Genomic DNA, 25975 nt, shown 5'->3' with positions numbered 1-25975 from the left:
TGGCACGATAGGTGATCACGTGGGGTCCTGGCTCTGCGGAAGATGATCTTGTGGTGAGACCTCTTCTACCAGGACCCCACGCCCACACCTCTTCAAACCCCCAGCACACACCACCTCACGACCTCAGCCCCCATTCCACTGAGATCACCTCAATGGAAATCGGACCTTCGATTTCCATTGAAATTGCGGTCCACTAGGGGCTCGGGGGCCAGGAGCGGCCTTCGACGAGGTCGCCGAAGCCCATCCAGACCATGTTCATCAGGCGCATCGCCATCCCCTCGGCGGCGTGTTCGGGATGCTGGAACCACCACTCCACCAGCGACTCGCCGGCCCCGACCAGGGCCACCGCGAACGGCTCGGTCTGCTCCGCCTGCATCGGCTGCGCCGATCCCGCGGTCGCCTGCGCCAGCAGCGCCGCGATCAGGCTGGTCGCCCGCTCCCGCCACTCCACCAGCTCCGAGACGAACGGCTCGCCCTGCAGGTTCGCCTGCCGGTGCAGCACCGTCCAACCCGCCTGGTTCCGGTGCACGTACTCGAAGAACACCTGCAGGCCGCGCCACAGCTGCTCGTCCGGGCTCAGCCCGGCTTCGACGGCCGTGCTGATCGCCTCGATCAGCCGGGCCGCCTCCCGTCGGATGCAGGCCACGAACAACTCGTCCTTGGCACCGAGATAGGCGTAGAGCATCGGCTTGGAGATGCCCGCGACCTCGGAGATCTCGTCCATCGACGCGGTGTGGAAGCCGTGCGTGGCGAACACCTCGACCGCGGCGTCCAGGATCTGCCGCTCGCGAACCGCCCGCGGCAGGCGCCGCGACCGGGGGCGGTCGTTGTCCTGACGATCGACCATCTCACCTCTTACGCTGGTCTTTTCCGGCCAGGCTAGATCAGATCCGATCCGCCGCGCCCGCTTGCCTTCGAACCTACTCGAACGTAGTCTTACTCACGAGTAGGTAATGGAGGTGGCACCGATGCCCCAACCCGAAACCGACCCGATCGCGGCCCTCGGCGAGGTCGACCCCAAGAAGGTCGGCAAGGAAGAGTTCGTCGCGCTGCTCGAAGCCGCCTCCGAGATCGCCGGCAGCGGCACCCCGGTCGACCTGAGCGCGCTGCGGCCGGAGCAGTTCGCGCGGCTGATCTCGCGCGCCTCCGACGCCCAGATCGAAGCCGTGATGGAACGCCCCGAGCTGCGCGAACGCATCCTCGACGAGGTGTTCCGGCGGATGGGCGAGCACTACAAGACCGAGAAGGCCGGCGCGATCGAGGCCGTGGTGCGGTGGCGGATCGGCACCGAGGACGACCTGCTGCGCTACGAATGCGTGCTGGCCGACGGCCAGTGCACCGTCAGCAAGGATCCGCAGCACGAGCCGCGGGTGACGATCACGACGCCCCCGGCGGATTTCCTGAAACTGGCCTCCGGCAACGCCTCGGCGCCCATGCTGTTCATGAAGGGCAAGCTCAAGGTCGCCGGCGACCTCGGCTTCGCCGCCGGGCTGACGAAGCTCTTCCAGATCCCCAAGGCCTGAGGCTCGCCCGGCGCGGCAGTACGGGCGGCGGCGCCGGTTGCGAGGGGCTGCGCCGCTTCGAGGTCGAAGAACCAGAGCCGAGGCCGAACTACACCGACAGGACGGCGATGACTTTCTCCCTGGAACTGAGCGAGGAACAGCAGGAGCTGCGCGACTGGGTGCACGGCTTCGCCGAGCAGGCCATCCGGCCGGCCGCGCGGGAATGGGACGAGCGCGAGGAAACCCCCTGGCCGATCATCCAGGAGGCCGCCAAGATCGGGCTCTACGGCTTCGAAACGCTGGCCACGTTCTGGGCCGACGACACCGGCCTGTCTCTGCCGATCGCCAACGAGGAGCTGTTCTGGGGCGACGGCGGCATCGGCATGGCGATCTTCGGCACCACCCTCGCGGTCGCCGGGATCTTCGCCGCGGGCACGCCCGACCAGCTCGCCGAGTGGGTGCCGCAGTGCTATGGCGACGCGGACGACCCGAAGGTCGCGGCGTTCTGCTCGTCGGAGCCCGGGGCCGGTTCCGACGTCGCGGCGATGCGCACCCGCGCGGTCTACGACGAGGCCACCGACGAGTGGGTGCTCAACGGCCAGAAGGCGTGGGCCACCAACGGCGGGATCGCGAACGTGCACGTCGTGCAGGCGGTCGTCGACCCGGAGCTGGGCTCCCGCGGCCAGGCCGCATTCGTGGTGCCGCCGAGCACCAAGGGCCTGGAGGCGCCGAGCAAGATCCGCAAGCACGGGCTGCGCGCCTCGCACACCGCCGACGTGTTCCTGGACGACGTGCGGGTGCCCGGCAGCTGCCTGCTGGGCGGCAAGGAGAAGCTGGACGAGCGGCTGGCCCGCGCCCGCGAGGGCGGCAAGGCCAGCTCGCAGGCGGCGATGAAGACCTTCGAGCTGTCCCGCCCGACCGTCGGCGCGCAGGCCATCGGCATCGCGCGGGCGGCCTACGAGACCGCCCTGGAGTACGCGCAGCAGCGGGAGACCTTCGGGCGGCCCATCATCGAGAACCAGTCGATCGCGTTCACGCTGGCCGACATGCGGATGGAGATCGACGCGGCGCGGCTGCTGGTGTGGCGGGCGGCGTGGCTGGGCCGCAACGGCGGGTTCACCGCGGGCGAGGGCTCGATGTCGAAGCTCAAGGCGGGCCGGGTGGCCACCTGGGCGACGGAGCGGGCGATCCAGATCCTCGGCGGCAACGGCTACACCCGGGAGTTCCCGGTGGAGCGGATGCACCGCGACGCCAAGATCTACGACATCTTCGAGGGCACCGAGCAGATCCAGCAGCTGGTGGTGGCCCGCGCCATCTCCGGCAAGCACATCGCCTGAGCCCGCCGGGCCGTCGCGGTTTCCCGCAGCGGCCCGATCTTCGAAAGCCGCTCCGCCGGCCGTTCGGCGGTGACAGCATCGCGGCATGTTCGAACAGTTCCTCGACGCCTACCGGCTCACCGCCGCCGGCGGCGGGCAGGAGGTTCCCGACTCCGTCCACCCCGTCCTCGCGCCGCTGTTCTCGCAGCTCGGCGGCAGCACCTTCGACGACGGGCTGTACCGGGTGCACACCCCGGCGAGCGCGGCGGTGATCGACGGCTACGTCGTGGACGCGTTCCCCGAGCTGGACGGGCGGGTGGCCTGCTTCGGCTTCGACTGGCTCGGGCAGCAGTGGGCCATCGACACCGGGTCCGGGACGCCCGACGACCCGCACATCCTGCTGCTCAACCCCAACACCGGCGAGGTGAGCCCGTTCCCCGTCGCCTTCTCCCGGTTCCACGACGACGTGCTCATCGACATCAAGGACCTCGGCGAGCGGCATTTCGGCGAGTGGGCGGCGGAGTACCCGGGGCAGCTCCCGCTGGCCTTCGACGAGTGCGTCGGGAACAAGATCCCGATCTTCATCGGCGGGGACGACTCGTTCGAGAACATGCGGAAGCAGAACCTCCAGGTGCTCTGGGGCGCCCACAGCCAGATCCTCGGCCAGCTCCGCTAGCGGCCCACCCGGAAGGCTCGGTTGGCCATGGTTTGCCCGGGTTCGCGGAGTGGCGCTCGCCACGGTGCGGAATTGCACAAAGTGAGCGCGGGTTGAACAGGAGCGGTGCACCATTTCGTGGGCCCGTGCATCGGCGCCACACGGCAAGTGCACCATGGGACTGGTCCGAATGGATGAATGTCGTCGGCGGTGGAGTCATCATCCGCCTCGGCGCGCGTCACACCGACGTGGACGGACACCTTGCGGTGTCCGGCTGCGCCGGGCGAGCTCCTCGGGGAGGGCTCGGAACGGGACGCGGTGGGCGACGACGTCGCGCGCGGCGGCCCGGCCACAGCTTCGAGAGTGAACGGGAGGGCGAAGCGGTGAAGAAGACCACCCCTGACCTGGAGACACCGATCTTCCGGGAACTGAACAACGAGCTCGGCGAGCTGCCCGAGATCGACATCCACGACTTCGACAAGCACGCGTTCGACTTCCTCCGCGAGTACGACGAGCAGAAGTCGTCGGCGGACGAGCCCGCGGAGGCGGCCGAGCCGGTGGCGGCGTCGGCATCGGCGGGCGGCGGATCCCGGCGCGGCGGACGGCGTCGCAAGGGCGACTGACCCGATTCTGGTTTTGCGGCGAACGGCCTGTTCACCTCGCAAGACGAGGTGAACAGGCCGTTCGCCGCATCCCGCGCGTGTCGGTGCCGCCTGCCAACATGGCGCGCATGACGTCATGGCAGGAATTCACGGAACAAGCGCCCGAACTGGCGGAAACCGTCCGGGCGCGGTTGGAGGCGGCCAAGCACCACGTGCTGGCCACGCTGCGCCGGGACGGTTCGCCGCGGGTCAGCGGCACGGAGGTCGGTTGGCGCGGCCCGGACCTCACGCTGGGCTCGATGCCCGGCGCCAAGAAGGCCCTGGACCTGCGTCGGGATCAGCGGTTCGCGCTGCACGCCAACCCCGGCGACGGTTCGATGGCGACCCCGGACGTGAAGATCGCCGGCCGGGTGGTCGAGGTGACCGGCGACGAGCTGCGGGCCTGGATCGAGGAGGCCAAGCCGCCGAGCGAGGACTCGCACCTCTTCCGCCTGGACCTCACCGAGGTGACCACCACCGGCCTCTCCGACGACCAGACCCACCTGGTCATCCGGCACTGGACGCCGGCCGAAGGCATCCGCACCTTCAAGCGCGCGTGAAAGGCGCCTTCCACCGGTGCTGCCGGTGGAAGGCGCCTCCTCGGTGCGGATCAGTACGTGATGGCCATGCTCGGGTCGGCCAGGAGCGCTCCGACGTCCGCGAGGAACTGGGAGCCCTGCTGGCCGTCGACCACCCGGTGGTCGAAGCTCAGCGCCAGCTGGCAGACCTTCCGGGGCACCACCTGGCCGTCCACCACCCACGGCATGTCGCGGATCGCGCCGAGCGCGAGGATCGCGGACTCGCCCGGGTTGAGGATCGGCGTCCCGGTGTCGACGCCGAACACGCCGACGTTGGTGATGGTGATCGTGCCGCCCACCATCTCCGCCGGGGTCGTCTTGCCCTCCCGCGCGGTCGCGGCGAGCCGCTCCAGCGCCTCCGCCAGCTCCTTCAGGGACATCCGGTCGGCGTCGCGGACCTTGGGCACCACCAAGCCGCGCGGCGTGGCCGCCGCGATGCCCAGGTGCACGTAGTCCTTGTAGACGATCTCGCCGGCCGCCCCGTCCCAGGTGGCGTTGACGTCCGGGGTCCGGCGGGCCGCGAGGCACACGGCCTTCGCCGCGAACGCCAGCGGCGTGATCTTGACGCCGCGGAACTCCGGGTGCGACTTCAGGCGTTCCCGCAGCTCCATCATCGGCGTGACGTCGATGGTGAGGAACTCGGTGACGTGCGGGGCGGTGAACGCGCTGTCCACCATCGCCTGCGCGGTCGCCTTGCGGACGCCCTTGATCGGCACCCGCCGCTCCCGCCCGGCCGGCGCTTCGGCCACCGCGGGCAGCCCGACGGCCGCGCCGCTCGCGGCGGACTGCACGTCCTCGCGGGTGATCACGCCGCCGGACCCGGACCCGCTGAGCGCGGTCAGGTCCACGCCGAGGTCCTTGGCCAGCTTGCGCACCGGCGGCTTCGCCAGCGGCACGTAGCCGCCCTGCTGCGCCACCTGCTTCACCACGACCGGTTCGGGCACCGGCTCCACCACGGCCGGTTCGGGCGCCGGAACCTCCACGACCTGCGCGGCGGCGGGCACCCGGCCCTTGCGCGGGCGGCGCTTGGCGCTCGCCGTCCGCGGGCCGTAGCCGACCAGCGTGGCGATGCGGCCGTTGGACTCCTCGCCGATCTTGCCGGACCCCTCGGCGGGGGCGGCTCCACCGGCCGAGCCTTCGAGGTCGATCGCGATGATCGGCGACCCGACCTCGACGGTCTGCCCCGGCTCGACGAGCAGCTCGCGGACCGTGCCGGCCCACGGGCAGGGCAGCTCGACGGACGCCTTGGCCGTCTCGATCTCGACGATCACCTGGTTGACGGTGACGGCGTCACCGGGCTGGACGCGCCAGCCGAGGATTTCCGCTTCGGTCAGCCCCTCGCCGACGTCGGGCAGCGGGAAGTGCTTCAGTCCCATCGAAAGGCTCCCTCAGTACGCCAACGAGCGGTCGACCGCGTCGAGGACCCGGTCGAGGTCGGGCAGGTAGCCCTCCTCGAGCTTGCTGGGCGGGTACGGCGTGTCGAAGCCCGTCGCGCGCAGCACCGGGGCCTCCAGCGAGTAGAAGCACTCCTGCTGCACCCTCGTGGCGATCTCCGAGGTGACCGATGCCTCCGCCGGGGCCTCGCTGACCAGCACCAGCCGGCCGGTGCGGCGCACCGACTCGAACACCGGGTCCAGGTCCAGCGGTGACAGCGTGCGCAGGTCGATGACCTCCAGCTCCAGCCCGTCCTCGGCCGCCGCGGCCGCCGCGTCGAGGCAGGTGCGGACCATCGGCCCGTACGCCGCCACGGTCACCGCCGAACCGGCGCGCGCCACGCGCGAGCTGAACAGCGGGATCGGCGGCGTGCTCGGGTCGAGCTCGGCCTTCTCGTAGTAGCGACGCTTCGGCTCGAAGAACAGCACCGGGTCGTCGCACTCGATGGCCTGCTGCAGCATCCAGTAGGCGTCCACCGGGTTCGAGCAGGACACCACCTTCAGGCCGCCGATGTGCGCGAACAGCGACTCCGGCGACTCCGAGTGGTGCTCGACGGCGCCGATGCCGCCGCCGAAGGGCACCCGCACCACTACCGGCATCTTCAGCTTGCCCTGGCTGCGGAAGTGCAGCTTGGCCAGCTGGGAGACGATCTGGTCGAAGCCGGGGAAGATGAAGCCGTCGAACTGGATCTCGCACACCGGGCGGTAGCCGCGGATGGCCAGCCCGATGGCGGCGCCGATGATGCCGGACTCGGCCAGCGGGGTGTCCAGCACGCGGTGCTCGCCGAAGTCCTTCTGCAGGCCGTCGGTGATCCGGAAGACGCCGCCGAGCTTGCCGACGTCCTCGCCCATCACCAGGACCTTCGGGTCGCGTTCCAGCGACGCGCGCAGGCCCATGTTCAGCGCCTTGGCGATCGTGACGGTCTGGGTCCCCGCCGTGGCGGTCGAGCGTTCCAACGCGGGCGCGGCCATCAGCGCACACCTCCTGCCATCGCCTCGTCGGCGAATCCGGCCAGGTACCGCAGGTAGTCCTCGCGCTGGGCGGCCAGCTGCGGGGTCTCCTCGGCGTAGACCTCGGAGAACATCCGTTCGGGTGGCGGTTCGGGCATGTTGAAGCAGAAGTCGCGCAGCCGGGCGGCGAGCTCGTCGGCCTCGGCGTCGATGCCGTCGAAGAAGCCCTGGTCGGCGATCTGCTCGCGGACCAGGTGCACCCGCAGCCGTTCGATCGGGTCCTTGAGCTTCCAGGCCTCGTGCTCGTCGGCCAGGCGGTACCGGGTCGGGTCGTCGGAGGTGGTGTGCGCGTCCATCCGGTAGGTGAACGCCTCGATCAGCACCGGGCCGTTGCCCTGGCGGCACTCGTCCAGCGCCCACTTGCTGACCGCGAGGCTGGCCAGCACGTCGTTGCCGTCCACCCGGATGCCGGGGAAGCCGTACCCGCTGGCGCGCCGGTAGAGCGGCACGCGGGTCTGGCGCTCCAGCGGCTCGGAGATCGCCCACTGGTTGTTCTGGCAGAAGAAGACCACGGGCGCGTCGTAGACGGCCGACCACACCATCGCCTCGTGCACGTCGCCCTGGCTGGTGGCGCCGTCACCGAAGAAGACCATGGTGGCCTCGCCGTCGGGCTCGCCGACCTTGCCGTCGAAGCGCTGGCCCATCGCGTAGCCGGTGGCGTTCAGGCACTGGTTGCCGATGACGATCGTGTACAGGTGGAACCGGGTGTCGACCGGGTCCCAGCTGCCGTGGTCGGTGCCGCGGAAGATGCCCAGCAGGTCGGTCGGATCGATGCCGCGGCACCAGGCGACGCCGTGCTCGCGGTAGCTGGGGAAGGCCATGTCCTGCGGCTGCAGCGCCCGGCCGGCCCCGATCTGGGCGGCTTCCTGGCCGAGCAACGGCACCCAGATGCCCAGTTGGCCCTGCCGCTGCAGGGCGTTGCCCTCCCGGTCGGCGCGGCGCACCAGCACCATGTCCCGGTACAGGTCGCGCAGTTGCGCGTCGGAGACGTCGATGTCGAAGTCCGGGTGTTCGACCCGCTGACCTTCTGGGGTGAGTAGCTGAACCAGGTCAGCTCCACCTTCGCTCGTGGCGCGCAAACCGGCGATCACCTGCTCCCGTGTGGGTTTCGCTGCGACAGCGGCAGGGGGGCCGGTGGTGCCTTCGGTCTCGGATCGCGTCCATTGCTCGGGGGACATGCGTGATCTCCTCGTGTCGCGCCGGCCCACCCGCTTGTGGCGGTGTGGCCCGACTGCCCCGGCGAAACCGCAGGTGATCTGGTGGATCGCCTGGCGTTCCGGTCGGAGCGGTTGGATCGCTCCCCGTCATCCTGGCACGAAACCGGTCGTTTTCGTGAGCCCTGCCACAGGGATTCAGCACGACCGCGGCCCGGTCTGCGTCCTCCCGTGTGATCACCGTAGTTCGCCGCCGAAAAAGGCAAAACCGCAGGTCATCGAAGTAATGGAGGTCCGACTAATGCTTTGTGGACCATCGCGGTACCGATATTGCGACGCCGGTGTCTCCGGCGGCGAAAATAGGACAAACTGGACTCGTGGCCGAGTTCCCCAACCCGCTCGCGCTGCCCGACGAGTTCGTCCTGCTGCTGCACAAGGCCAACGGCACCTACTTCGTCAGCGCGAACCCGAACACGGCGACCGCCGCAGCCGAGATCGGCGAGCTGGTCCTGCGGGGCCGCGTCGAGCTGACCGGCACGGCGGTGCGCCTGGTCGACTCCGGTTCGAGCGGACTGCCGTGGATGGACCGGCTGCTCGAGGACTTCCGGCAACGGGCCGGGCGGCCGAACCGGCCGATCGACCTGAGCTGGTGGCTGGCGGGGCGCACCGGCACGTTCGCGACGCATCGCCAGGTGCTGGTCGAGCACGGGCTCCTGCGCCGCGAGCGGCGGAAGTTCCTGGGCGTGCTGCCGGACGACCGCTACCACCCGGATCGCGGTGTCCGCGGCGCGCTGCTCGCCGAGCTGCACGAGCTGGCCGCCGGCCAGCGGTCGGTCGACGAGCGGTTGGCGCTGCTCAGCGCGGTGACCTACCGCAGCGGGCTGGTGTACCTGCTCGACTTCGACCGCGCGCAGCGGAACCGGCTGAAGTCGATCGCCGAGACCGAGGACCTGGGCGACGCCGTCAGCGCGGCGGTCTCGGCGGCGCTGGCGGCGATCACGGCGGTCCCGGCGATCATCGTCGCGGCGGGCGGCTGATCCGCTCGGCTGGCTATGTTGGGAAGCGACCGGCCCCGGACTCAGGGAGCGCTTCCATGGCCGAGCCCGCTGAGCACCCGAACGACACCGAAGACCTGGTTCGGCTGGTGCGCGTCGTGCGCCAGGAACAGGGCTGGACGCCCGCCAAGCTCGCCGAGGCGGCCGGGGTGCCGGAAGCCGAGGTCGCCCGCTTCGAGGCCGAGGAGATCGTGCCCGCCGAACCGCTGGCGATGCGCTTCCTGGCGGCGATGGGCCGCGTCTAGCCGGTCCGATTCGGCCGCGTCGGCCGCGATTCGCTGCGAGACTGGTCGGCATGACCACGCTGACCCTGCCCGAAGAGTTCGCGCTGCTGCTCCAGAAGGACAACGGCTCGTACTACTCGATGTCCGACTACGCCGGCGCAGCGGAACTCGGCGAGCTCGTGCTGCAGCACCGGATCGACTTCGTCCGGAAGAAGATCCAGGTGCTCGACGCGAGCCCGAGCGGCATCGGCTGGCTCGACGACTGCATGGCATACCTGGTCAAGAAGGCGGGTCCGGCGAACAAGCCGGTGGCCGCGCAGAGCTTCATCCAGCACCGCAAGAGCGCGCGCAAGGTGCACTGCGCCGCCCTCGCCGAACGGGGCCTGATGCGCCGCGAGGAGAAGTCGGTGCTGTTCATCCCGTACGACAAGTACTTCCCCGACCCCGGGGCGCGGCAGGCGCTGATCGCCGAACTGCGCGCGGTCGCCCGGGACGAGATCGCGCTGGACAACCGCCGGGCGCTGCTCGCGGCGATGGTGCACGCGACCAACCTGGTCCGGTCGCTCGGGCTGGAGCGGGCGGAGCGCAAGCGGCTGAAGGAGATCAGCAAGGGCGAGCAGCTCGGCAAGGCCGTGGAGGCCGCGGTCGCGGCCGCGACCGCGGCGATCAGCGCCGGAGCCATCGCGGCCACCACCTCCGCGGCCGTGGGAAGCGGCAGCTAAAGGAGTAGTCGTGGCACGGATCCTGCCCGAGTTCGGGCAGCAGGACCCGATCGGTCAGGCGATCATGGCGATCCACACCGAAGACCGGCGGTCCGCCGATGCCCAGGCGGGCACGTTCCTCGTGGTCCCGTCGATGCCTGCCACACCGGGGGGCTGCTGAGCAGTTCCGGCCATCCACGACGACCAGGTGGGAGCGGGCATAGGATCGCGGCGTGGATCGTGCAGCCGTAGCGAAGACCGTTGACCAGGCGTGGGACGAATCCGTCCTGCCGAGCCTCTCCGAGCTGGTGAAGATCCCGGCGATCTCGCCCTCCTTCGACTCCGAGTGGGTCGCCTCCGGGCATCTCGACGCCGCCATCGAGCACCTGCGCGCGTGGGTCGCGGCGCGGAACATCGCCGGCGCGAACATCGAGGTCGTGCGGCTGCCGGAACGCACCCCGCTGCTCGTGGTGGACATCCCGGCCAGCGAGGGCGCGCCCGACGAAACGGTGCTGCTCTACGGCCACCTCGACAAGCAGCCGCCGGTCGGCGGCTGGTCCGAGGGCCTCGGGCCGTGGACGCCGGTGGTCCGCGACGGCCGGCTGTACGGCCGCGGCTCCGCCGACGACGGCTACGCCGGGTACGCGGCGATCACCGCCATCGAGGCGGTCCGCGCGCACGGCGGAGCGCACGCGCGCTGCGTGGTGCTGCTGGAGACCGGCGAGGAGTCCGGCAGCCCCGACCTGCCCGCCTACCTGGAGCACCTGTCCGACCGGCTCGGCGCCGTGTCGCTGGTGGTGTGCCTGGACTCCGGCGCGGGCGACTACGAGCGGCTGTGGCTGACGAACTCGCTGCGCGGCATGGTGCAGCTCGAGGTCAAGGTGCAGGTGCTCGACAGCGGCCTGCACTCCGGCATCGCCAGCGGCATCGCGCCCAGCTCGTTCCGGGTGCTGCGGGAGCTGCTGGACCGGCTGGAGGACTCCGCGACCGGCGAGGTCCTGGTGCCCGAGCTGACCGTGCAGATCCCGGAGAACCGGGTCGCCGAGGTGCGCGCCGCGATCGAGGCCGTGCCCGGCCTGGTGCGCAACGTCGTGCCGTGGCCGGAGGGGTTGCGGCCGGTCGACGAGGACGAGGTCGAACTCGCCCTGAACAGCACCTGGCGGCCGACGCTCTCGGTGATCGGCGCCGACGGGCTGCCGAAGCCCGCGGACGCGGGCAACGTGCTGCGGCCCTACACGACGCTGCTGCTGAGCTTCCGGCTGCCGCCGACCGCCGACCCCGAGGCCGCGATCCGCGCGGTCCAGGAGCGGCTGACCACCGACGTGCCCTACGGCGCGAAGGTGACCTTCGGGCACGCCGAGACCGGGCTGGGCTGGAACGCGCCCGACCTCGCGCCGTGGCTGGCCGCGGCGTTGGACCAGGCGAGCGACGAGGTGTTCGGCGCGGGCTGGCGGACGATGGGCCTCGGCGGCTCGATCCCGTTCATGGGCCTGCTGCACAACGCCTACCCGGACGCGCAGTTCGTGGTGACCGGCGCGCTCGGCCCGGACAGCAACGCGCACGTGCCGGACGAGTCGCTGCACCTGGCCTTCGCGGCCAAGGTCACGTCGGCCATCGCCTACGTCCTCGACGCCCACGCCCGCCGCTGACCGCCGCAATTTCAATGGAAATCGAACCTCTGATTTCCATTGAAATTGCGTCCCTCCGGGGTGTCCGCGCACCGGAGGACGACTTGCGAGGGGATCTGCAGTGGTGGTGCGGGAACTTTCGGGCGTCACCAAGCGCCATGGCGCCCGGTCGGTGCTCCGGGGCGTTGACCTCGACGTGCCGACCGGTGCGGCCGTGGGGATCTTGGGCGCCAACGGGTCCGGGAAGTCGACGCTGCTGCGGATCCTCGCCGGGGTCTCCCGGCCGTCCGGCGGCACCGTCACCGGTCGGCCGCGCATCGGGTACGTGCCGGACCGGTTTCCCGCTCGGCAGCGGATGAGCGCCCGCGCCTACCTCCGCCACCTGGGCCGGATCGGCGGACTGTCCACTGTGGAGGCCACCGCCCGGGCCGACGGCTGGCTCGACCGCTTCGCGCTCGCCGGCGGCCCGGACACCCCGCTGCGCGACCTGTCGAAGGGCAACGCGCAGAAGGTCGGGATCGCGCAGGCGCTGCTGTGCGATCCCGAGCTCCTGGTGCTGGACGAACCGTGGTCGGGCCTGGATCCCGACGCGCGCGGCGTGCTCACCGAGGTGATCGGCGAGGTCTCGGCGGCGGGCACAGCCGTCGTGTTCACCGACCACCGGCCGGAAGCGGTGCGGGCGCTGGCCACCCGCTCGCACCGGCTCGCCGACGGGCGCCTCGAACCGCTCGAAGCGGAGGTCGAGACTTGCCGGATCGTGTTGCGCGACGGCGAATCCGTCGACTGGGCGGCGCAGCCCGGCGTGCAGGCGGTGCGCCCGGGCCACCTGGACGTGACGCTGGTGGTGACCGTGGAAGCTCGGGAATCCTTGCTGCTCAAGGCGATCCAGCAGGGTTGCGCGGTGCTCTCGGTGGCCGCACGGTGATCCCGCTGATCCGCTACCAGCTGGCCATCCTCGGCCACTCGCAGCGCTACCTGCCGCCGGTGCTGCTCTACATCGCGTTGCTGGCCATCTTCTACAGCAACAACGACGGCCCGGCGCTGCCCGGCTTCGCGGTGACCGCAGCGGGATTGCTGGTCGTGGCGGGCTGGTTGACGATCGCGCTGGTCGACGTGGAGGACGTCGTGCAGCGCACGGTCACCCGCGCGCACGCCGGATCGATGGCCCGGATGCTGGCGAGCGTCGTGCTGGCGGTGCTGTGCTGCTCGATCGGGCTCGCGGTGCTTTCCGTTGCCTGGGCGGAGATCTCGCACGGGCTCGACCACCCACCGGGCGATCTCGGCATCGGCCTGCTGGCGCACGTCGCGTGCGCCGCGTTCGGCATCGCCGTCGCCCTGCCGTGCTCCGGGCTGGTCGTCCGCCGCATCGGGTACACGGTGATCGCGGCGGCGGCGCTGTTCGCGATCACCTTGCTGGCGAAGTGGATTCCGCTGGCGTTCCCGCTGCTGCTGGCGCTGAGCGCGGACGCGACGAGCGCTGCGCTGCTCGTGCGGTCCGCGCTCGTCGCCGCCTTCAGCCTGGTCGCCAGCACGCTGCTGGTCACGGCCTGGTGCGCCCGCCGCGCCTAGCGCGCGGCGCCGCCGGTTTCGGGCGAAATCAGCGTTCGGCGCGGCCGGTCAGCGCTTCGGGATCAGGATCCAGAGCACGATGTAGATCACGAACTGCGGGCCGGGCAGCAGGCAGGACAGCAGGAACAGCAGGCGGACGGTGAACGGCTTCATCCCGAACCGGTCGGCCAGACCGGCGCACACCCCCGCGATCATCGCCTTGTCGCTCGGCCGGGACAGTGCCATGCGGTACGTCGTCATGCCTCAATGCTCGCCGAGGCGGCGCCGCGGTGCGTCAGGGAACGACCCCGAGATCCCCCTGAACCGGATCCGACCGCGGGCTGACGCCCAGTCCGCCCGCAGGCCTACCCCGGACGCGCCGGTGCCCGCCCGGCGGGGGACCCGGGCGGGCACCTCTCTTCGGCGGGTCGATCAGCAGCGGGCGTGGTAGGTGCGGTTCGCCAGGACCTGCCCGCCGGAGGTCACCACGACCTCGGTCGCCTTCTCGTTGGTCAGCGGGACCTGCGCCGAAACCAGGCCGCCGCGGCCGACCATGCCGATGGCCCGCCGCTCGCCGTCGACGGTCACCGCGAACGGCGCGAGCCCGTCCGCCGCGCGGCGGATCTCGTAGCGGACCAGCGGCGACGCGCTCAGGTCACCGGGGAAGAACGTGCTCAACCACGGGAACGTCGCGGTGAGCGGCGACAGGTCGTGGCAGGTCGCCTCGCCCAGGCGGACTTCCAGCTCGCCCGGCGGCGTCTCGGCCGACGCGGTCGCGGTGGGCGCGGCCAGCGCGGCCGCCGCGGTGAGCACCAGGGTGAGGGATCGTCGGCCGACCATCAGCGAAGCACCTCCATCAGTGGCGGAAGATCACCGCCTCGACGCTAAGGTGCGCGTCCCCTGTCCGGGCCGTTCGTTACCCCAACGGGCGACACTGGGTAACACGAATCGGTCTCGCGTGCCGTCCAGGAAGCCACCGCACGGGTCGTCGATCGCGCCCGGCTCCCGCCCGCCCCGCATCGCGAGCGCCGCGCGGATCTTGTCCCGCTCCGGCCGCACGATCTCCCGGACGACCAGCACGCACAGCGCGACGACCATCGCGTCGCGGATCACCACCGCGCCCAGGAACCAGCCCTCCGGCAGGCCCTTGTTGCCGGTGCCGAGGTAGTAGTACATCCGCGGCGCCCACACCGCGGCGTCGACGATCATCCAGGTCAGCAGCAGCCGCCAGCGCGGAATCGCCAGCACCGCCAGCGGCACCAGCCAGAGCGAGTACTGCGGGCTCCACACCTTGTTGGTCAGCAGGAACGCCGCGACCACCAGGAAGCACAGCTGCGCCAGCCGCGGCCGGGTCGGCGCGGCCAGCGCCAGCCACCCGACGCCGAGGCAGGCGACCAGGAACAGGCCGAGGCTGACCGCGTTCAGCACCGTCGGCGTGGCACCGTCCCGCAGCGGGCCGTCGAAACCCGCCCAGCCGGTGAAGTACATCAGCACGTTGTACAGCGAGTCCGGGTCGGCCGGGCGCTCGTTGTTGAGCCGGAAGAACTCCCGCCAGCCCTCCGGGTAGAGCACGAGCACCGGCACGTTGACCACCAGCCAGGCCAGCGCGGCGGCCAGCACCGTGCGCAGCGCGTCCGCCGTCTTCCCGGCGCGCCAAGCCAGCACCAGCAGCGGGCCGAGGAAGAACAGCGGGTAGAGCTTCGCCGCGCCGCCGAGCCCGATCAGCACCCCGGCCAGCACGGGCCTGCGCCGCGCCCACGCGAGCAGACCGGCGGTGCCGAAAGCCGTGGCCAGGGCGTCGAAATTGGTGAAGGCGTGCACGAAGACCAGCGGCGACACGGCGGCCAGCGCGGCGTCCCAGACCCGCCGGCGGCACAGCAGCACCAGCGCCCAGATCGTCACCAACCAGGCCGCAGCCAGCCAGAACGCCGAGATGTTGAAGTACAGCACGCTGGTCAGGCCGGCCGGCAGCCAGCCGTGGCCCGCCAGGGTCGCCCAACCGTCCGCGGCCCGCGCGTTGATCCACTGGAACACCCCGGTCAGCACCGGGTACTCCATGTACCGGACCTTCTCCTGCGGCGTGCCGGCGTTCTCCAGCCAGGCCGTCTTGTACGGGAACGCGTCGTCCGGCGCGAGATCGCCCATGCCGTAGCGCGGGATGATGTCGGTGTAGCACATGGCGGTGTACTGCTTGCTGTTCCGCCAGTCCAGCTGCGGCCCGTTGCCGGTGTCGTAGGTGACCTGGCAGGGCGCCTTGAACAGCCAGGACGCGGCCAGCACCAGCACCGCGAGGAGCAGGATCACCCGCAACGGCGTCCAGAACCACTGGCGCCCGACCTGCGCGTGCCGCCCGAGCCGGCCGCCGAAGGGCCGACTGAGCTTCTGCGCCAGCGGCTCGGTCCAGGTCGGCGCGACGCGGTCGGCGGGGCCGAGGGAATCGCTGTCCACCGCCGAGCTCGCGCGCTCGCCGGGGGGCGGAGCCGGTTCGGTGCTGGCGGGCTCGTTCGAGGTGGACACGCCCGGATGCTACTTGGGGCCGAACAACGCGGAGGGGCACCCGCCGCTCGCGGGTGCCCCTCCGGGTGTGCTGCGTCCTAGCCGTACGACCTCGTTCTGGTCGGTGCGACGTTCGGCGGTCCGTCGCCTGAATCTCCGCCACCGCCACCGTTGTCGTCGCAGTTCGGGTCGAGCCAACCGCAGTGGCCCGGCCGCTCTTTGCTGGTGGTCGGCTCGTCCGGCTCGCTGGTCTGGGTCTGCGGCGCGGTCGGCAGCTGCGACGTCGTCGGCGGCGGCTCCGAGGTCGGCGGCGGAGGCGGCGGGACGTCCGCGAACTGCCCGATCGTGTCGCCCTTCGGGAACTCCTCGACCTTCTTGCCCTGCAGGTAGGAATCCATGAACTTCTTCCACACCTTGGCAGGCCAGTTACCGCCGTAGAAGCTTTCGCCGCTCGAGTCGGCCAGCGGCTTCGGGCCGCCGTCGTCGTTCTGCATCGCCACCGCGGCGGAGATCTGCGGCACCGCGCCGATCATCCAGGCGTTCTTGTTCTTCGTGGTGCTGAGCCACTGGTGGGTACCGGTCTTGGACACCACCGGCCGGTTGCCCGCCAGCGGAACCTTCGAGTGCTCGGCGACCTTCAGCATCGACTGCGAAACGTTGTAGGCGATGTCCTTGCTCTCCGTCGCGCTGCCGAAGGCGGGCTCCGGTTCCGGGATCTGGAGGTCGAACGACCCGGTCTCGGGGCTGATGGCCTCCTTCACGAAGTGCGCCGGAACCTTGTTGCCGCCGTTGACGAACGAGCCGTACGAGGCCGCCATGTCCTTCGGGAGCACCTGGTACATGCCCAGCGCGATACCGGCTTCGACGGCCCCACCGGGGCTTTGCAGCTTCGTCGAATCCGGAATGCCTGCCTGGTGGGCGGCCTCGGCCACCTTCGTGGGCCCGAACTGAGCCGCCATGTTCACGAACACGGTGTTGACCGAGTTGGTCATCGCCTCGCGGACACCGCAGTGCGTCGGAACGTCGCAGTGCACGCCGGGCGAGTTGTCGAACTTGTGCCCGGCGATGATCTGGTCCCCGCTGCCGTCGTAGTACTCGCCGATGCCCTTGCCCTTCTCCAGGCCGGCGATCACCGCGAACGGCTTGAACGACGAACCCGGTTCCTGCGGCGTGCTGGCCCAGTCCAGGTCACCGTTCTGCTGCTTGGATCCGTAGTACGCCCGGATCTCACCGTTCTGCGGGTCGACCGCGACCAGAGACGTGCGGAGCGTCTTCGGCTGGGAACCCATCACGTCCTGCACGGCCTGTTCGGCCTTCTGCTGCGCGTCCGGGTCGATGGTCGTCTTGATCACGTAGCCGCCGCGGGACAGCTCGCTCTCGCTCAGCCCCTTGGGCTCCAGCTCGGTCAGGATGGCCTTGTAGATGGCGTCCTGCTCCGGCGTCAACCTGCTGTTGGTCTTCCACTCCAACCGTGGCAGGGTCTGCGGCATCGTCATGGACGCCTTCTCCGCCGGGGTGATGAAGCCGTTCTCCGCCATCTGCCCGACGACGTAGTCCCAGCGCTTCTCGGCCTTCTCCGGGTTCAGACCCGGGTCGTTGCTGTTCTTGCCGTAAGGCGTCTGCACCACGCCGGCGAGCACGGCGGCCTCAGCCGGGTTGAGCTCGCTCGGCTTCTTGCCGAAGTAGGCCCGCGCCGCGGCCGTGATGCCGTTCGCGCCGCGGCCGTAGTCGGCCGTGTTCATGTAGGCGAGCATGATGTTGTCTTTGCTCTGGTTGTTCGTCAGCTTGAACGCCAGGACGACCTCTTTGATCTTGCGGACGTAGGTCGGGTCCTTCTTGAGGTCCTGGTCCAGCTTGAGGAACTGCTGGGTGATCGTGGAGCCACCACCGACGCCGGAACCGGTCGCCAGGTAGTAGACCGACCGCGCGATGCCGTTGAAGTCGAAGCCGGGGTTGGTGCGGAAGCTGGCGTCCTCGGCCGCCATGGTGGCGTTCTGCATCGCCACCGAGACCTCGCTGATGTCGTGCACGACCTCCGCCGAGCCGTCCGGCTCGATGCGCCCCATCGGCGAACCGTCCGCGTACTTCAGCTCGATCGGCCGGGTCTTGCTCATCACCGCAGCCTCGCTCGGCGGCTCCCAGACGATGTAGCCGTAGATGAACACGGCGGTCGGCACCAGGACGGCTAATGCCGCGGCGACGTAGCAGGATCGGCGGACGCGCTGCCAGAGCCGGCTGCGCTTCGCTTGGGCGGCGCTCATCTCTTCGTCCGGGTCGGGGATGTCGTCCGGGCCGGCATCGAAGTCGTCGTCGCGGTACCGGTCATCGCGATCGCCGGAATCGCGATCGTCGAAGTCGTCGCCATTCCGATCATTCCCGTCGTACCCGCCGTACGGATCGTCGTAATCGTCGTCGGCGTAGTAGTTGTAGTTCCCCTGCTCCTGGTGCGTGAGCAGCTGCGGCTCGGGGGCTACGCCCCCGCCGCCACCGGCACCGCCCTTCGGGCCACCGGCGGCTCCCGCCGCCGCGCCTGCGGCGCCCATGGCTCCACCGGCCGCGCCTCCGGCTCCGGCCGCGCCCGCACCGGCGGCGCCTGCGGCGCCCGCCATCCCGGCGCCTGCGGCTGCCCCGGCGATCCCGCCTGCGGCGGCTCCCGCCGCGGCAGCACCACCGGCCCGGCGTCGATCGCTGTCGCGATCGCCCGCCGGGGTCTGCGGGATGTTCTGCGTCGGCTGCTCACCGGGCGGCTGCGGCGGCCGTCCTGGCCCCGGCGGGGGCGGCGGTGGGCCTTGCCGACCCTGCTGCACGCCTGGCGGCGGCGGTGGCGGCCCCTGCCGTCCGGCGTTCGGCGGCGTCTGGGTGTACGTGGTCGGCAGGTCGAGCTTGCGCCCGCCACCGTTGTCGGGTTCGCGGGAGTCCCCGCTGAGCCGCTTGCCCAGCGGCGAGTCGTCCTCGTCGTCGTCGAACGACGGCGTCCACGCGCCGGTCTGCTCCTGCGGCGGCTCCTCGCCCGGCCACTTCATGGGCTGGCCGGGCGGTGGCACCGGGGCGTTCTGCTGCGTTTCCTCCGAGCTGTGGTCCGCACCCGGCCACCGGTTGCCCGGCGGGTTCGGCCGCGCGCCGGGACCGCCCGGTCGCGGCTCCTCACCCGGCCATGCCGGACCGCCCGCACCGGGCGGGCCCGGCGGCGGGCCGGGCGCCGGACGCTGAGGGGGCCGCGCCTGGTCACCGGCGCGCGGGGGCCCGGGGGGCGGGGGTGGCGTGCCTCGACCGTCGGGGTGCGGATGCCGTGAGTGGCGCCCTCGGGTGGGGTCGTCACGCTCGTCGTTCACGAGTGGGCCTCCAGGACAGGCGTCGTCGGACGCCGTGTGATGCGTTCACGTCGGGGTTTGCGCCGCACCGGGCGCGCGATCGTGTTCGGGGTCACGACCGCTGTCACTCCGCTGCAGTCTTGCGCCGGGACCGGCTGTTGTTCAACCCATCCGTCCCGAGGACGTACGACTGCACGAGGTGGTTCCAGTTACATGTGCGGCATACCTCTACGACGTAGACGTTGAACTCCTCGAACATGGCCGCCATCCGGTCGAGCTCCTCGGGGGCCCGCGCCGTTCCGGACGCGTGCTTGAGGGCGTCGCCGAAGACCCAGGAGACCAGGGTCAACGGTTCCTTCCGGCACACCGGGCAGGTCACCCCGCTCGGCTCACCATGGAATTTCGCCGCCCGCAGCAGGTACGGATCGGCGTCGCAGACCTCCATCACCCCGACGCGGCCAGCGTGGACCTGCGCGAGCAGCGCTCGGCGCTGCAACGCGTAGTCGACCACTTGCCGTTGGGTCCGCACGCCCACAGAGTACGTGTCGGCGACGGCTGCTCCATGCGCCGTTCAGGGCAGGCCGGGCCCCCGACCGCCACCAGCGGTGACGACTACCACGTCAAGGGCCGCTCGATTGTGTTTTCCGATATATCGGCGCGATACAATCCGAAGGGTGGCCTGCCTCGCCGCGATCTGTGGGCGTGCGGGGGCCGCCCTGGAATCCGGCGCCGCGATTGGGCGGCAATCGGGCGCTGAACGCGGGCGGAGGAGGTGCGAATGCTGGAACTCGCCGTGCTCGGGCTGCTCCACGAAGCCCCGATGCACGGCTATGAGCTGCGGAAGCGGTTGCACGACACGCTCGGCGCCTTCCGCGCACTGTCCTGCGGAACTTTGTACCCGACGTTGCGCAGGCTGCTGCGCGCCGGGTTGATCGAGGAAGAAACCGACGCACCCAGCTCGCGCGGGTGGGGTCGGCGGACGCGCCGCGTGTACCGCATCACAGCTGCCGGGCAGCACCGGTTCGCCGAACTGGTCGGCGACTGCGGGCCGCAGGCCTGCGACGACAACGCCTTCGGCGTGCACATGGTGTTCTTCTCCCGCACGCCGGCCGAGGTCCGGATGCGGATCCTGGAAGGGCGTCGGCGCCGCGTCGAGGAACGCCGCGACGGCCTGCGCAGCGCACTGGCAGGCTCCGGGGACCAGTTCGACCGTTATACCCGCGAGCTGCACCGGCTCCGGCTGGACCACAGCGAGCACGAGGTCCGCTGGCTCGACGAAATCATCCAACAGGAACGCGCCGAGCAGGCTGCTGCGGCGCCGGGCCGACCCAACGTCGGCGAGCAAGAACTGCAAGGACACGACAGATGAGCAAGAAGGAGGGCCCTGCCATGGGCGAAGATCGTCGAGCGGTGCGGGTGGCGATCGTGGGCGTCGGGAACTGCGCGGCGTCGCTGGTGCAGGGCGTTCACTACTACGCCGACGCCGAGCCCGGGACCCGGGTTCCGGGCCTGATGCACGTCACCTTCGGCGACTACCACGTGCGCGACGTGAAGTTCGTCGCCGCCTTCGACGTGGACGCGAAGAAGGTCGGCCGCGACCTGTCCGAGGCGATCGTCGCCAGCGAGAACAACACCATCAAGATCGCCGACGTGCCCCCGCTGGGCGTCACCGTGCAGCGCGGCCACACCTACGACGGTCTCGGCCGCTTCTACCGGGAGACCATCGAGGAGTCCGACGAGCGGCCGGTCGACGTGGTGCAGGCGCTCAAGGACGCCGAGGTGGACGTCCTGGTGTCCTACCTGCCGGTGGGCTCCGAAGCGGCGGACAAGTTCTACGCGCAGTGCGCGCTGGACGCCGGCGTGGCCTTCGTCAACGCGCTGCCGGTGTTCATCGCCTCCGACCCGGAGTGGGCGCAGAAGTTCACCGACGCGGGCGTGCCGATCGTCGGCGACGACATCAAGTCGCAGGTCGGGGCCACCATCACGCACCGGGTGCTGGCCAAGCTGTTCGAGGACCGCGGCGTGCACCTGGACCGCACGATGCAGCTGAACGTCGGCGGCAACATGGACTTCCTGAACATGAAGGAACTGGAGCGGCTGGAGTCGAAGAAGACCTCCAAGACGCAGTCCGTGACCTCGCAGGTGGACCGCGACCTCGGCAAGCGCAACGTGCACATCGGGCCGTCGGACTACGTGCCGTGGCTGGACGACCGCAAGTGGGCCTACATCCGGCTGGAGGGCCGCGCGTTCGGCGACGTGCCGCTGAACCTGGAGTACAAGCTGGAGGTGTGGGACTCGCCGAACTCGGCGGGGATCATCATCGACGCGATCCGGGCCGCCAAGATCGCCAAGGACCGGGGCATCGGCGGGCCGATCCTGTCCGCGTCGTCGTACTTCATGAAGTCGCCGCCGGAGCAGTACTCCGACTCCGCCGCCTACCAGGCGGTCGAGGACTTCATCGCCGGCAAGCTGGAGCGTTGACCGCAATTTCAATGGAAGTTGCGTCCCGTCGGCGTGTCACGCCACGACACACCGAACCCCTGTGGACAACTTCGGCCGACTGTGGATAACTCGCGCAATTTCAATGGAAATCGAAGGTCCGATTTCCATTGAAATTGCGGAGAACCGGACGGGCATGAGGAGGGGGCACCCGCTTCGCGCGGGTGCCCCCTGTTTCTTGCTCGGGGTCTGCTCAAGACCCACGCGGTACCTCCTTTCCTAGTGTTGGAGCTGCTGTTCGGCCCGGGCGAGGACCGCGTGCACCGACGCTTGGCCGTCGGTGGTCACCCAGCTCACCCGCAATCCGGGACGAACTCGCTTTCGGCCGATGCGCACCGGCCAGCCCGCCACCTCCCGCGCCTGCGCGGCGATCTCCTCGCCGGTGCCGCTCGGGTGCTCCGCGACCACCGCGAACTCGTCGCCCCCGTAGCGGGCGACGGTGTGCTCGTCGCTGAGCCCCTCCCGGAGCCGCCCGGCCAGCGTGGTCAGCAGGTCGTCGCCCCGGTCGAAGCCGTACTCGGCGTTGAAGGCGGCCAGCCGCTGCACGTCGATGAGCACCAGCGTGGACAGCGTGCCGCGGCTGCGGGCGCGGACCAGCGACTGCTCCAGCCGGTCCAGCAGGAGGACGCGGGCCGGCAGGCCGGTCAGCGGGTCCAGCAGGCCGCGGCTGTGCGGGACGTCGGTGTGCACCGGCTGCAGCAGCACCAGCACCCGGCGGCGGCCCTGCACCTGCACCGCGTGGTAGTCCGCCCAGATGCGGCTCAGCGGCTGGCCGCTGCGGGCGATCACCATCGGGATGGACAGCGGCGAACCGGCCCGCAGCACCTGGCCGGCCAGCTCGGCCCAGTCCGGCATCGGGGCGCCGGTGTCGTCGCGCACCTGCCAGCCGGTGGGCCGGGCGCCGGTGAGCAGATCGGCCTTGGCCAGCTGCATCAGTTCGGCGGCGACGTCGTTGGTGGCCAGCACCTGGCCGCGGTCATCGGTCAGCAGCACGCCGAGATTCAGTCCGCTGATGAGTTCGTCCCAAACCGGCGCCAACTGGCCCGGTGCGGTCACCTCGAGGACACTCATTCGGCCCCCTCCTCCCCACCAAACGGAGCAGTCCGTCTGAGCCTCCCCTCAGTGCAGGGCGAAATTCAAGGCCTCAGTGACCACCCGTAATGGTGGTATTCACGCTGTGCGCATAACTGTGCGTTAGTTGTTCACGCACCGTTTCCGCCCAGGTCACCTCGACGGCCGGGATTTGGTGAGGCGAGCAGGTGAAACATCGACAGGTGGCATTGCGCTCAAAACGCCCCGCGCCGCCCCCTCTGCCGATCGAATCCCTACGCTGGTCGAGGTGCCGCAGGCGAGAGGATGGTGCATGCCGGTGCACGGGACCGCGGGTCGACCGCCGCTGTGGGAGCGGTTGCGCGACCACCGATCTCTGCTGGCCGTGATCGCGGTCGCGGAGCTGGTCGCGGTGATGGTGGTCTCCACCGTCAACACGCACGACCACATCGACGGCGAGGTCTACCGGCTCGGCGCGAAGGCGCTGCTGGCCGGGCGCGACCTCTACAACGGCCTACCGGCCACCGAATCCGGGCTGGAGCTGCCGTTCATCTACCCGCCGTTCGCGGCCATCCTGTTCGCGCCGCTGGCGCTGATCCCGAAGGCCGGCTCGACCGCGGTGATCATGCTGGTCAGCCACCTCGCGCTCATCGCGACGCTGTACGTGGTGCTCAGCGCCTCGACGTTCCTGCGCGCGCACCGGGACAAGGTGCTGCTGGTGACGGCGGCGGTGCTGCCGCTGGCCACGATCAGCGAGCCGGTGCTGGAGACGATCACCTACGCGCAGATCAACATCGTGCTGATGGCGCTGGTCATGATCGACTGCCTGTGGCGGACCGACGGCGCGAAGAAGCTGCCGTACCCCCGCGGCCTGCTGATCGGCCTGGCCGCCGGGATCAAGCTGACGCCGCTGGTGTTCCTGCTGCTGCCGCTGCTGCGCCGGGACGTCCGGACGATCGTGGTCTCGCTGCTGACCTTCCTGGGCACCGCGGTGCTGGGCTTCGCGCTGACCTTCGACAACGCCCGGCGGTTCTGGCTGCAGGAGATGCTGGCCAGCAGCAACGTGTCCTTCGGACCGAAGTTCACCGGCGACGCGTCGACCTACGCGGGCAACCAGTCGCTGCGCTCGCTGCTGAGCAAGATGTCCACGCCGAGCCTGACCGTGGTGTTCGGGCTGCTCGCGCTCCTCGCGCTGGTGCTGGCCGTGGTGGGGATGGTGCACGCGGTCCGGCAGCGGGATCTGCCGACGGCGGTGACGATCAACGCCATCCTCGGGTTGCTGGTGTCACCGATCTCCTGGTCGCACCACTGGGTTTGGGCGATCCCGGGCCTGGTGCTGCTGCTCGGCGCGGGCTACGTCCGGCGGAACTGGGGGCTGCTGCTCGCGGCCGCCATGACGGCCGGGTTCTTCATGATGGGCCCGCACTGGAAGATGCCCCAGGGCGACGGCCTGGAGCTGACCTGGAACTTCTTCCAGCAGCTGATCGGCAACTCCTACGTCTACTTCGGACTGGCGTTCCTGCTCTACAACGCGGTGCTGTGGTGGCGTTCCCGGCGCACGGTGATCGACCCGGGCGAAGCAGCCCCGGAAGCCCCCCGAACGGCTCCGGTGCCGTAGCCACCCTGGACGTGGGCATGAAAAAACCGGGGCGAGCTTGGTGCTCGCCCCGGTTTTTCGCGTTCGGCTCAGATCCGGTTGAACACGACCGTGTCCGCGTTCTCCAGGGAGCGCAGGACGCCGTCCGAGGTCACGCCCGGCGTCGGGAGCGTGTGGCCCTGCACCGCCGTGATGTCCGGGACGCCGCCGTCGAGCACCGGCAGCGCCATGCCGCCGGTCCGCGGCGCGGGCACCGGCCGGAACGGGTTCTGCGTGACGACCTGCTCCGGGGGCACCGCCGCGGCCAGCTCGTCCAGCACCGTGACCGCCACGTCGGAGCGCAGCGGCGCAGCCGTGAACGCCGGCTCCTCGCTGCGCGCCGCGGTGCCGTCCAGCGCGGAGGAGATCCGGCTGACCTGCGGCACCGAAGTCTGGCCGCCGCTGAACGCGTTGAGCTCGCCCAGCGCCGGCAGCGGCGCCGTCACGCCGGGGGACTCACCGCGCTGCGTGGTGCCCGGCGTCTGGGACACGCTGACCAGGGGGATTCCGGTGAGGTCCGGGATCTCGTTGGCCTTCACCTGGTGCTCGCCCGGCACCTCCAGCGGCACGAGGTCGGCGCGCGGCGTCGGCTCGGCGGCGACCGCGGACAGCACCCCGGCCAGCACCTCGTGCGGCACGGTGCGCAGGTCGCTGCGCAGGCCGGGCAGCTCCGCGGTCGTGAGGTCCACCTGGTCCGGCGTCACGAGGCCGCCCTGGCCGCGGGACAGCGCGCCCTCCCAGAGCTCGACGATGCCGTCGGCCGGGGCGTTGAAGCCGTCGAAGTAGACCAGGTCGTCGTGCGGGATCACCAGGTCTGCAGGGACATCCAGGAGCGCACCCGTTTGAAAAGCACCCTCGTCGAGGGTGTTGGCACCTCCCTGGATGACGGCACCGATGGGACCTGCCCAGCTCAGCGAGCGGTGGAAGCCCTCGGCCGGCGTGACCGGGCGGTCGCCGTCGAAGGGCGACAGACCGGGCACGAGGTCCAGCGGCCGGGCTTCGGCGGGGTCGGCGACCCAGCCGGCCAGGTGCAGCGGGGCGGTCTGCGCCGGGATGTGCCAGTCGCGCAGCGCCGGCATCTCCCGGGTCAGCTCGTTCTCGACGGCCGGCAGCAGGTCGCGCACCGGGTCGATGGTGCCCGCGATCGCGGTGACCGGGTGGCTGGTCCGCGACTCCACCAGCGGCGCGTTGTACCGCGTGCCGGACCTCTCGGGGAACAGCTCACCCGCGAAGCACCGATCGGCAGGCACCGCATCGTCTCCGAGCTCGTCGAGTACTGGGGGGAGCATCGATTCGCCCAGCGGCGGGGTCGGACGCTCCGGGCAGGCCTGGCTGGCGGACGCGACCCCCGTGCCGACGGCCAACATCCCACCAGTGACCAGCGCGGCTTGCACACCGCGCTTCGCCCAAGTCTGCATGGATCTCTCCTTCACAAGGTTTCCCCCTGCGGGGGAGGAAAATCAACTGCGGGAGCCACACCGTCATCGGAACTTGATCATCGGGAGACGGCGGGCATCGGAAAGGTGGAGCCGGGTTG

The 25975-nt window shown here is 70.5% G+C and carries 26 protein-coding genes; 15 read left to right on the top strand and 11 right to left on the bottom strand.

The genetic code is table 11. From position 1 onward, the window contains the following. Positions 1-193 precede the first annotated feature (193 nt). Positions 194-847, bottom strand: coding sequence for a TetR/AcrR family transcriptional regulator (locus AB0H93_RS06735; RefSeq protein WP_358568420.1), 654 nt, complete (start codon positions 845-847; stop codon positions 194-196). 121 nt (positions 848-968) lie between these two features. Here AB0H93_RS06735 and AB0H93_RS06730 point away from each other — a divergent pair, with 121 nt between their 5' ends. From AB0H93_RS06730 to AB0H93_RS06710, 5 genes are all read left to right on the top strand, one after another. Further along, positions 969-1523 (top strand): SCP2 sterol-binding domain-containing protein, encoded by a 555-nt coding sequence (locus AB0H93_RS06730; protein WP_358568416.1) that lies wholly within the window; start codon positions 969-971, stop codon positions 1521-1523. A gap of 107 nt (positions 1524-1630) precedes the next feature. Then, on the top strand, positions 1631-2839 hold the full coding sequence (locus tag AB0H93_RS06725; RefSeq protein WP_358568413.1) for an acyl-CoA dehydrogenase family protein: 1209 nt from the start codon (positions 1631-1633) through the stop codon (positions 2837-2839). A gap of 85 nt (positions 2840-2924) precedes the next feature. Further along, entirely contained in the window at positions 2925-3494 is a 570-nt protein-coding gene (locus AB0H93_RS06720; RefSeq protein ID WP_358568410.1) for a hypothetical protein, read from the top strand. Positions 3495-3856: 362 nt separating this feature from the next. Next, complete coding sequence (locus AB0H93_RS06715; protein ID WP_358568407.1) at positions 3857-4096, top strand: hypothetical protein; 240 nt, start codon at positions 3857-3859, stop codon at positions 4094-4096. 107 nt (positions 4097-4203) lie between these two features. Continuing rightward, positions 4204-4674, top strand: coding sequence for a pyridoxamine 5'-phosphate oxidase family protein (locus tag AB0H93_RS06710; RefSeq protein WP_358568404.1), 471 nt, complete (start codon positions 4204-4206; stop codon positions 4672-4674). Between the two features lie 50 nt (positions 4675-4724). On the opposite strand, the gene AB0H93_RS06705 is transcribed toward AB0H93_RS06710, so the two are convergent. The 3 genes from AB0H93_RS06705 to pdhA are packed head-to-tail and all read right to left on the bottom strand — an operon-like array spanning position 4725 to position 8314. Next, complete coding sequence (locus tag AB0H93_RS06705) at positions 4725-6068, bottom strand: dihydrolipoamide acetyltransferase family protein (protein ID WP_358568401.1); 1344 nt, start codon at positions 6066-6068, stop codon at positions 4725-4727. 12 nt (positions 6069-6080) lie between these two features. Then, a complete protein-coding gene (locus AB0H93_RS06700; RefSeq protein WP_358568398.1) occupies positions 6081-7097 on the bottom strand; it encodes an alpha-ketoacid dehydrogenase subunit beta in 1017 nt (338 codons plus the stop codon). After that, the gene (pdhA, locus tag AB0H93_RS06695; protein WP_358568395.1) at positions 7097-8314 is read right to left on the bottom strand and encodes a pyruvate dehydrogenase (acetyl-transferring) E1 component subunit alpha; all 1218 of its coding nucleotides are present in this window, start codon (positions 8312-8314) and stop codon (positions 7097-7099) included. The genes AB0H93_RS06700 and pdhA overlap by 1 nt, the downstream gene beginning before the upstream one ends. 353 nt (positions 8315-8667) lie before the next feature. Here pdhA and AB0H93_RS06690 point away from each other — a divergent pair, with 353 nt between their 5' ends. From AB0H93_RS06690 to AB0H93_RS06660, 7 genes are all read left to right on the top strand, one after another. Next, the gene (locus tag AB0H93_RS06690) at positions 8668-9327 is read left to right on the top strand and encodes a GPP34 family phosphoprotein (RefSeq protein ID WP_358568392.1); all 660 of its coding nucleotides are present in this window, start codon (positions 8668-8670) and stop codon (positions 9325-9327) included. A 56-nt stretch (positions 9328-9383) separates the two neighbouring features. Then, entirely contained in the window at positions 9384-9590 is a 207-nt protein-coding gene (locus tag AB0H93_RS06685) for a helix-turn-helix transcriptional regulator (protein ID WP_358568389.1), read from the top strand. Between the two features lie 50 nt (positions 9591-9640). Further along, complete coding sequence (locus AB0H93_RS06680; RefSeq protein WP_358568387.1) at positions 9641-10291, top strand: GPP34 family phosphoprotein; 651 nt, start codon at positions 9641-9643, stop codon at positions 10289-10291. Between the two features lie 10 nt (positions 10292-10301). After that, the gene (locus AB0H93_RS06675) at positions 10302-10451 is read left to right on the top strand and encodes a hypothetical protein (RefSeq protein WP_358568384.1); all 150 of its coding nucleotides are present in this window, start codon (positions 10302-10304) and stop codon (positions 10449-10451) included. A 52-nt stretch (positions 10452-10503) separates the two neighbouring features. Next, entirely contained in the window at positions 10504-11919 is a 1416-nt protein-coding gene (locus AB0H93_RS06670; RefSeq protein ID WP_358568381.1) for a M20/M25/M40 family metallo-hydrolase, read from the top strand. Positions 11920-12025: 106 nt separating this feature from the next. Continuing rightward, positions 12026-12823: an ABC transporter ATP-binding protein gene (locus tag AB0H93_RS06665; RefSeq protein ID WP_358568512.1), complete on the top strand. Its 798-nt coding sequence runs from the start codon at positions 12026-12028 to the stop codon at positions 12821-12823. Further along, positions 12820-13467 (top strand): hypothetical protein, encoded by a 648-nt coding sequence (locus tag AB0H93_RS06660; protein ID WP_358568378.1) that lies wholly within the window; start codon positions 12820-12822, stop codon positions 13465-13467. The genes AB0H93_RS06665 and AB0H93_RS06660 overlap by 4 nt, the downstream gene beginning before the upstream one ends. Before the next feature lie 48 nt (positions 13468-13515). On the opposite strand, the gene AB0H93_RS06655 is transcribed toward AB0H93_RS06660, so the two are convergent. The 5 genes from AB0H93_RS06655 to AB0H93_RS06635 all read right to left on the bottom strand — a co-directional run bounded on the left by AB0H93_RS06655 (position 13516) and on the right by AB0H93_RS06635 (position 19782). Continuing rightward, complete coding sequence (locus tag AB0H93_RS06655) at positions 13516-13707, bottom strand: PspC domain-containing protein (protein ID WP_358568375.1); 192 nt, start codon at positions 13705-13707, stop codon at positions 13516-13518. Positions 13708-13878: 171 nt separating this feature from the next. Next, positions 13879-14286, bottom strand: a complete 408-nt coding sequence (locus AB0H93_RS06650) for a hypothetical protein (protein WP_358568372.1) — start codon at positions 14284-14286, stop codon at positions 13879-13881. A gap of 30 nt (positions 14287-14316) precedes the next feature. Next, positions 14317-15894, bottom strand: coding sequence for a glycosyltransferase 87 family protein (locus AB0H93_RS06645; RefSeq protein WP_358568509.1), 1578 nt, complete (start codon positions 15892-15894; stop codon positions 14317-14319). 146 nt (positions 15895-16040) lie between these two features. Beyond that, positions 16041-18986: a transglycosylase domain-containing protein gene (locus AB0H93_RS06640; RefSeq protein WP_358568369.1), complete on the bottom strand. Its 2946-nt coding sequence runs from the start codon at positions 18984-18986 to the stop codon at positions 16041-16043. 391 nt (positions 18987-19377) lie between these two features. Beyond that, positions 19378-19782 carry a DUF5318 domain-containing protein gene (locus tag AB0H93_RS06635; protein ID WP_207954109.1) on the bottom strand — a complete coding sequence of 135 codons (405 nt, stop codon included), beginning with the start codon at positions 19780-19782 and terminating at the stop codon, positions 19378-19380. Between the two features lie 249 nt (positions 19783-20031). On the opposite strand from AB0H93_RS06635, the gene AB0H93_RS06630 reads away from it, so the two are divergent. Together AB0H93_RS06630 and AB0H93_RS06625 are read left to right on the top strand one after the other, a co-directional pair. Next, on the top strand, positions 20032-20622 hold the full coding sequence (locus AB0H93_RS06630; RefSeq protein WP_358568367.1) for a PadR family transcriptional regulator: 591 nt from the start codon (positions 20032-20034) through the stop codon (positions 20620-20622). A gap of 20 nt (positions 20623-20642) precedes the next feature. Next, on the top strand, positions 20643-21734 hold the full coding sequence (locus tag AB0H93_RS06625) for an inositol-3-phosphate synthase (protein ID WP_358568506.1): 1092 nt from the start codon (positions 20643-20645) through the stop codon (positions 21732-21734). Between the two features lie 237 nt (positions 21735-21971). Here AB0H93_RS06625 and AB0H93_RS06620 read toward each other — a convergent pair whose 3' ends face one another. Further along, positions 21972-22823: a GGDEF domain-containing protein gene (locus AB0H93_RS06620; RefSeq protein WP_132479513.1), complete on the bottom strand. Its 852-nt coding sequence runs from the start codon at positions 22821-22823 to the stop codon at positions 21972-21974. Between the two features lie 292 nt (positions 22824-23115). Between AB0H93_RS06620 and AB0H93_RS06615 the strand changes: the two genes are divergently transcribed. Continuing rightward, the gene (locus AB0H93_RS06615; RefSeq protein WP_358568363.1) at positions 23116-24420 is read left to right on the top strand and encodes a glycosyltransferase 87 family protein; all 1305 of its coding nucleotides are present in this window, start codon (positions 23116-23118) and stop codon (positions 24418-24420) included. A gap of 68 nt (positions 24421-24488) precedes the next feature. Here the strand turns inward: AB0H93_RS06615 and AB0H93_RS06610 are convergent, their stop codons facing one another. Then, entirely contained in the window at positions 24489-25856 is a 1368-nt protein-coding gene (locus AB0H93_RS06610; RefSeq protein ID WP_358568359.1) for a hypothetical protein, read from the bottom strand. Positions 25857-25975: the final 119 nt, after the last annotated feature.

The sequence above is a fragment of the Saccharopolyspora sp. NPDC050642 genome (assembly GCF_040654735.1).
Classification (GTDB): Bacteria; Actinomycetota; Actinomycetes; order Mycobacteriales; family Pseudonocardiaceae; genus Saccharopolyspora; species Saccharopolyspora elongata.
Note: the sequence above shows the minus strand (reverse complement) of the source record. Positions and strands in the feature narration are given on the sequence as shown.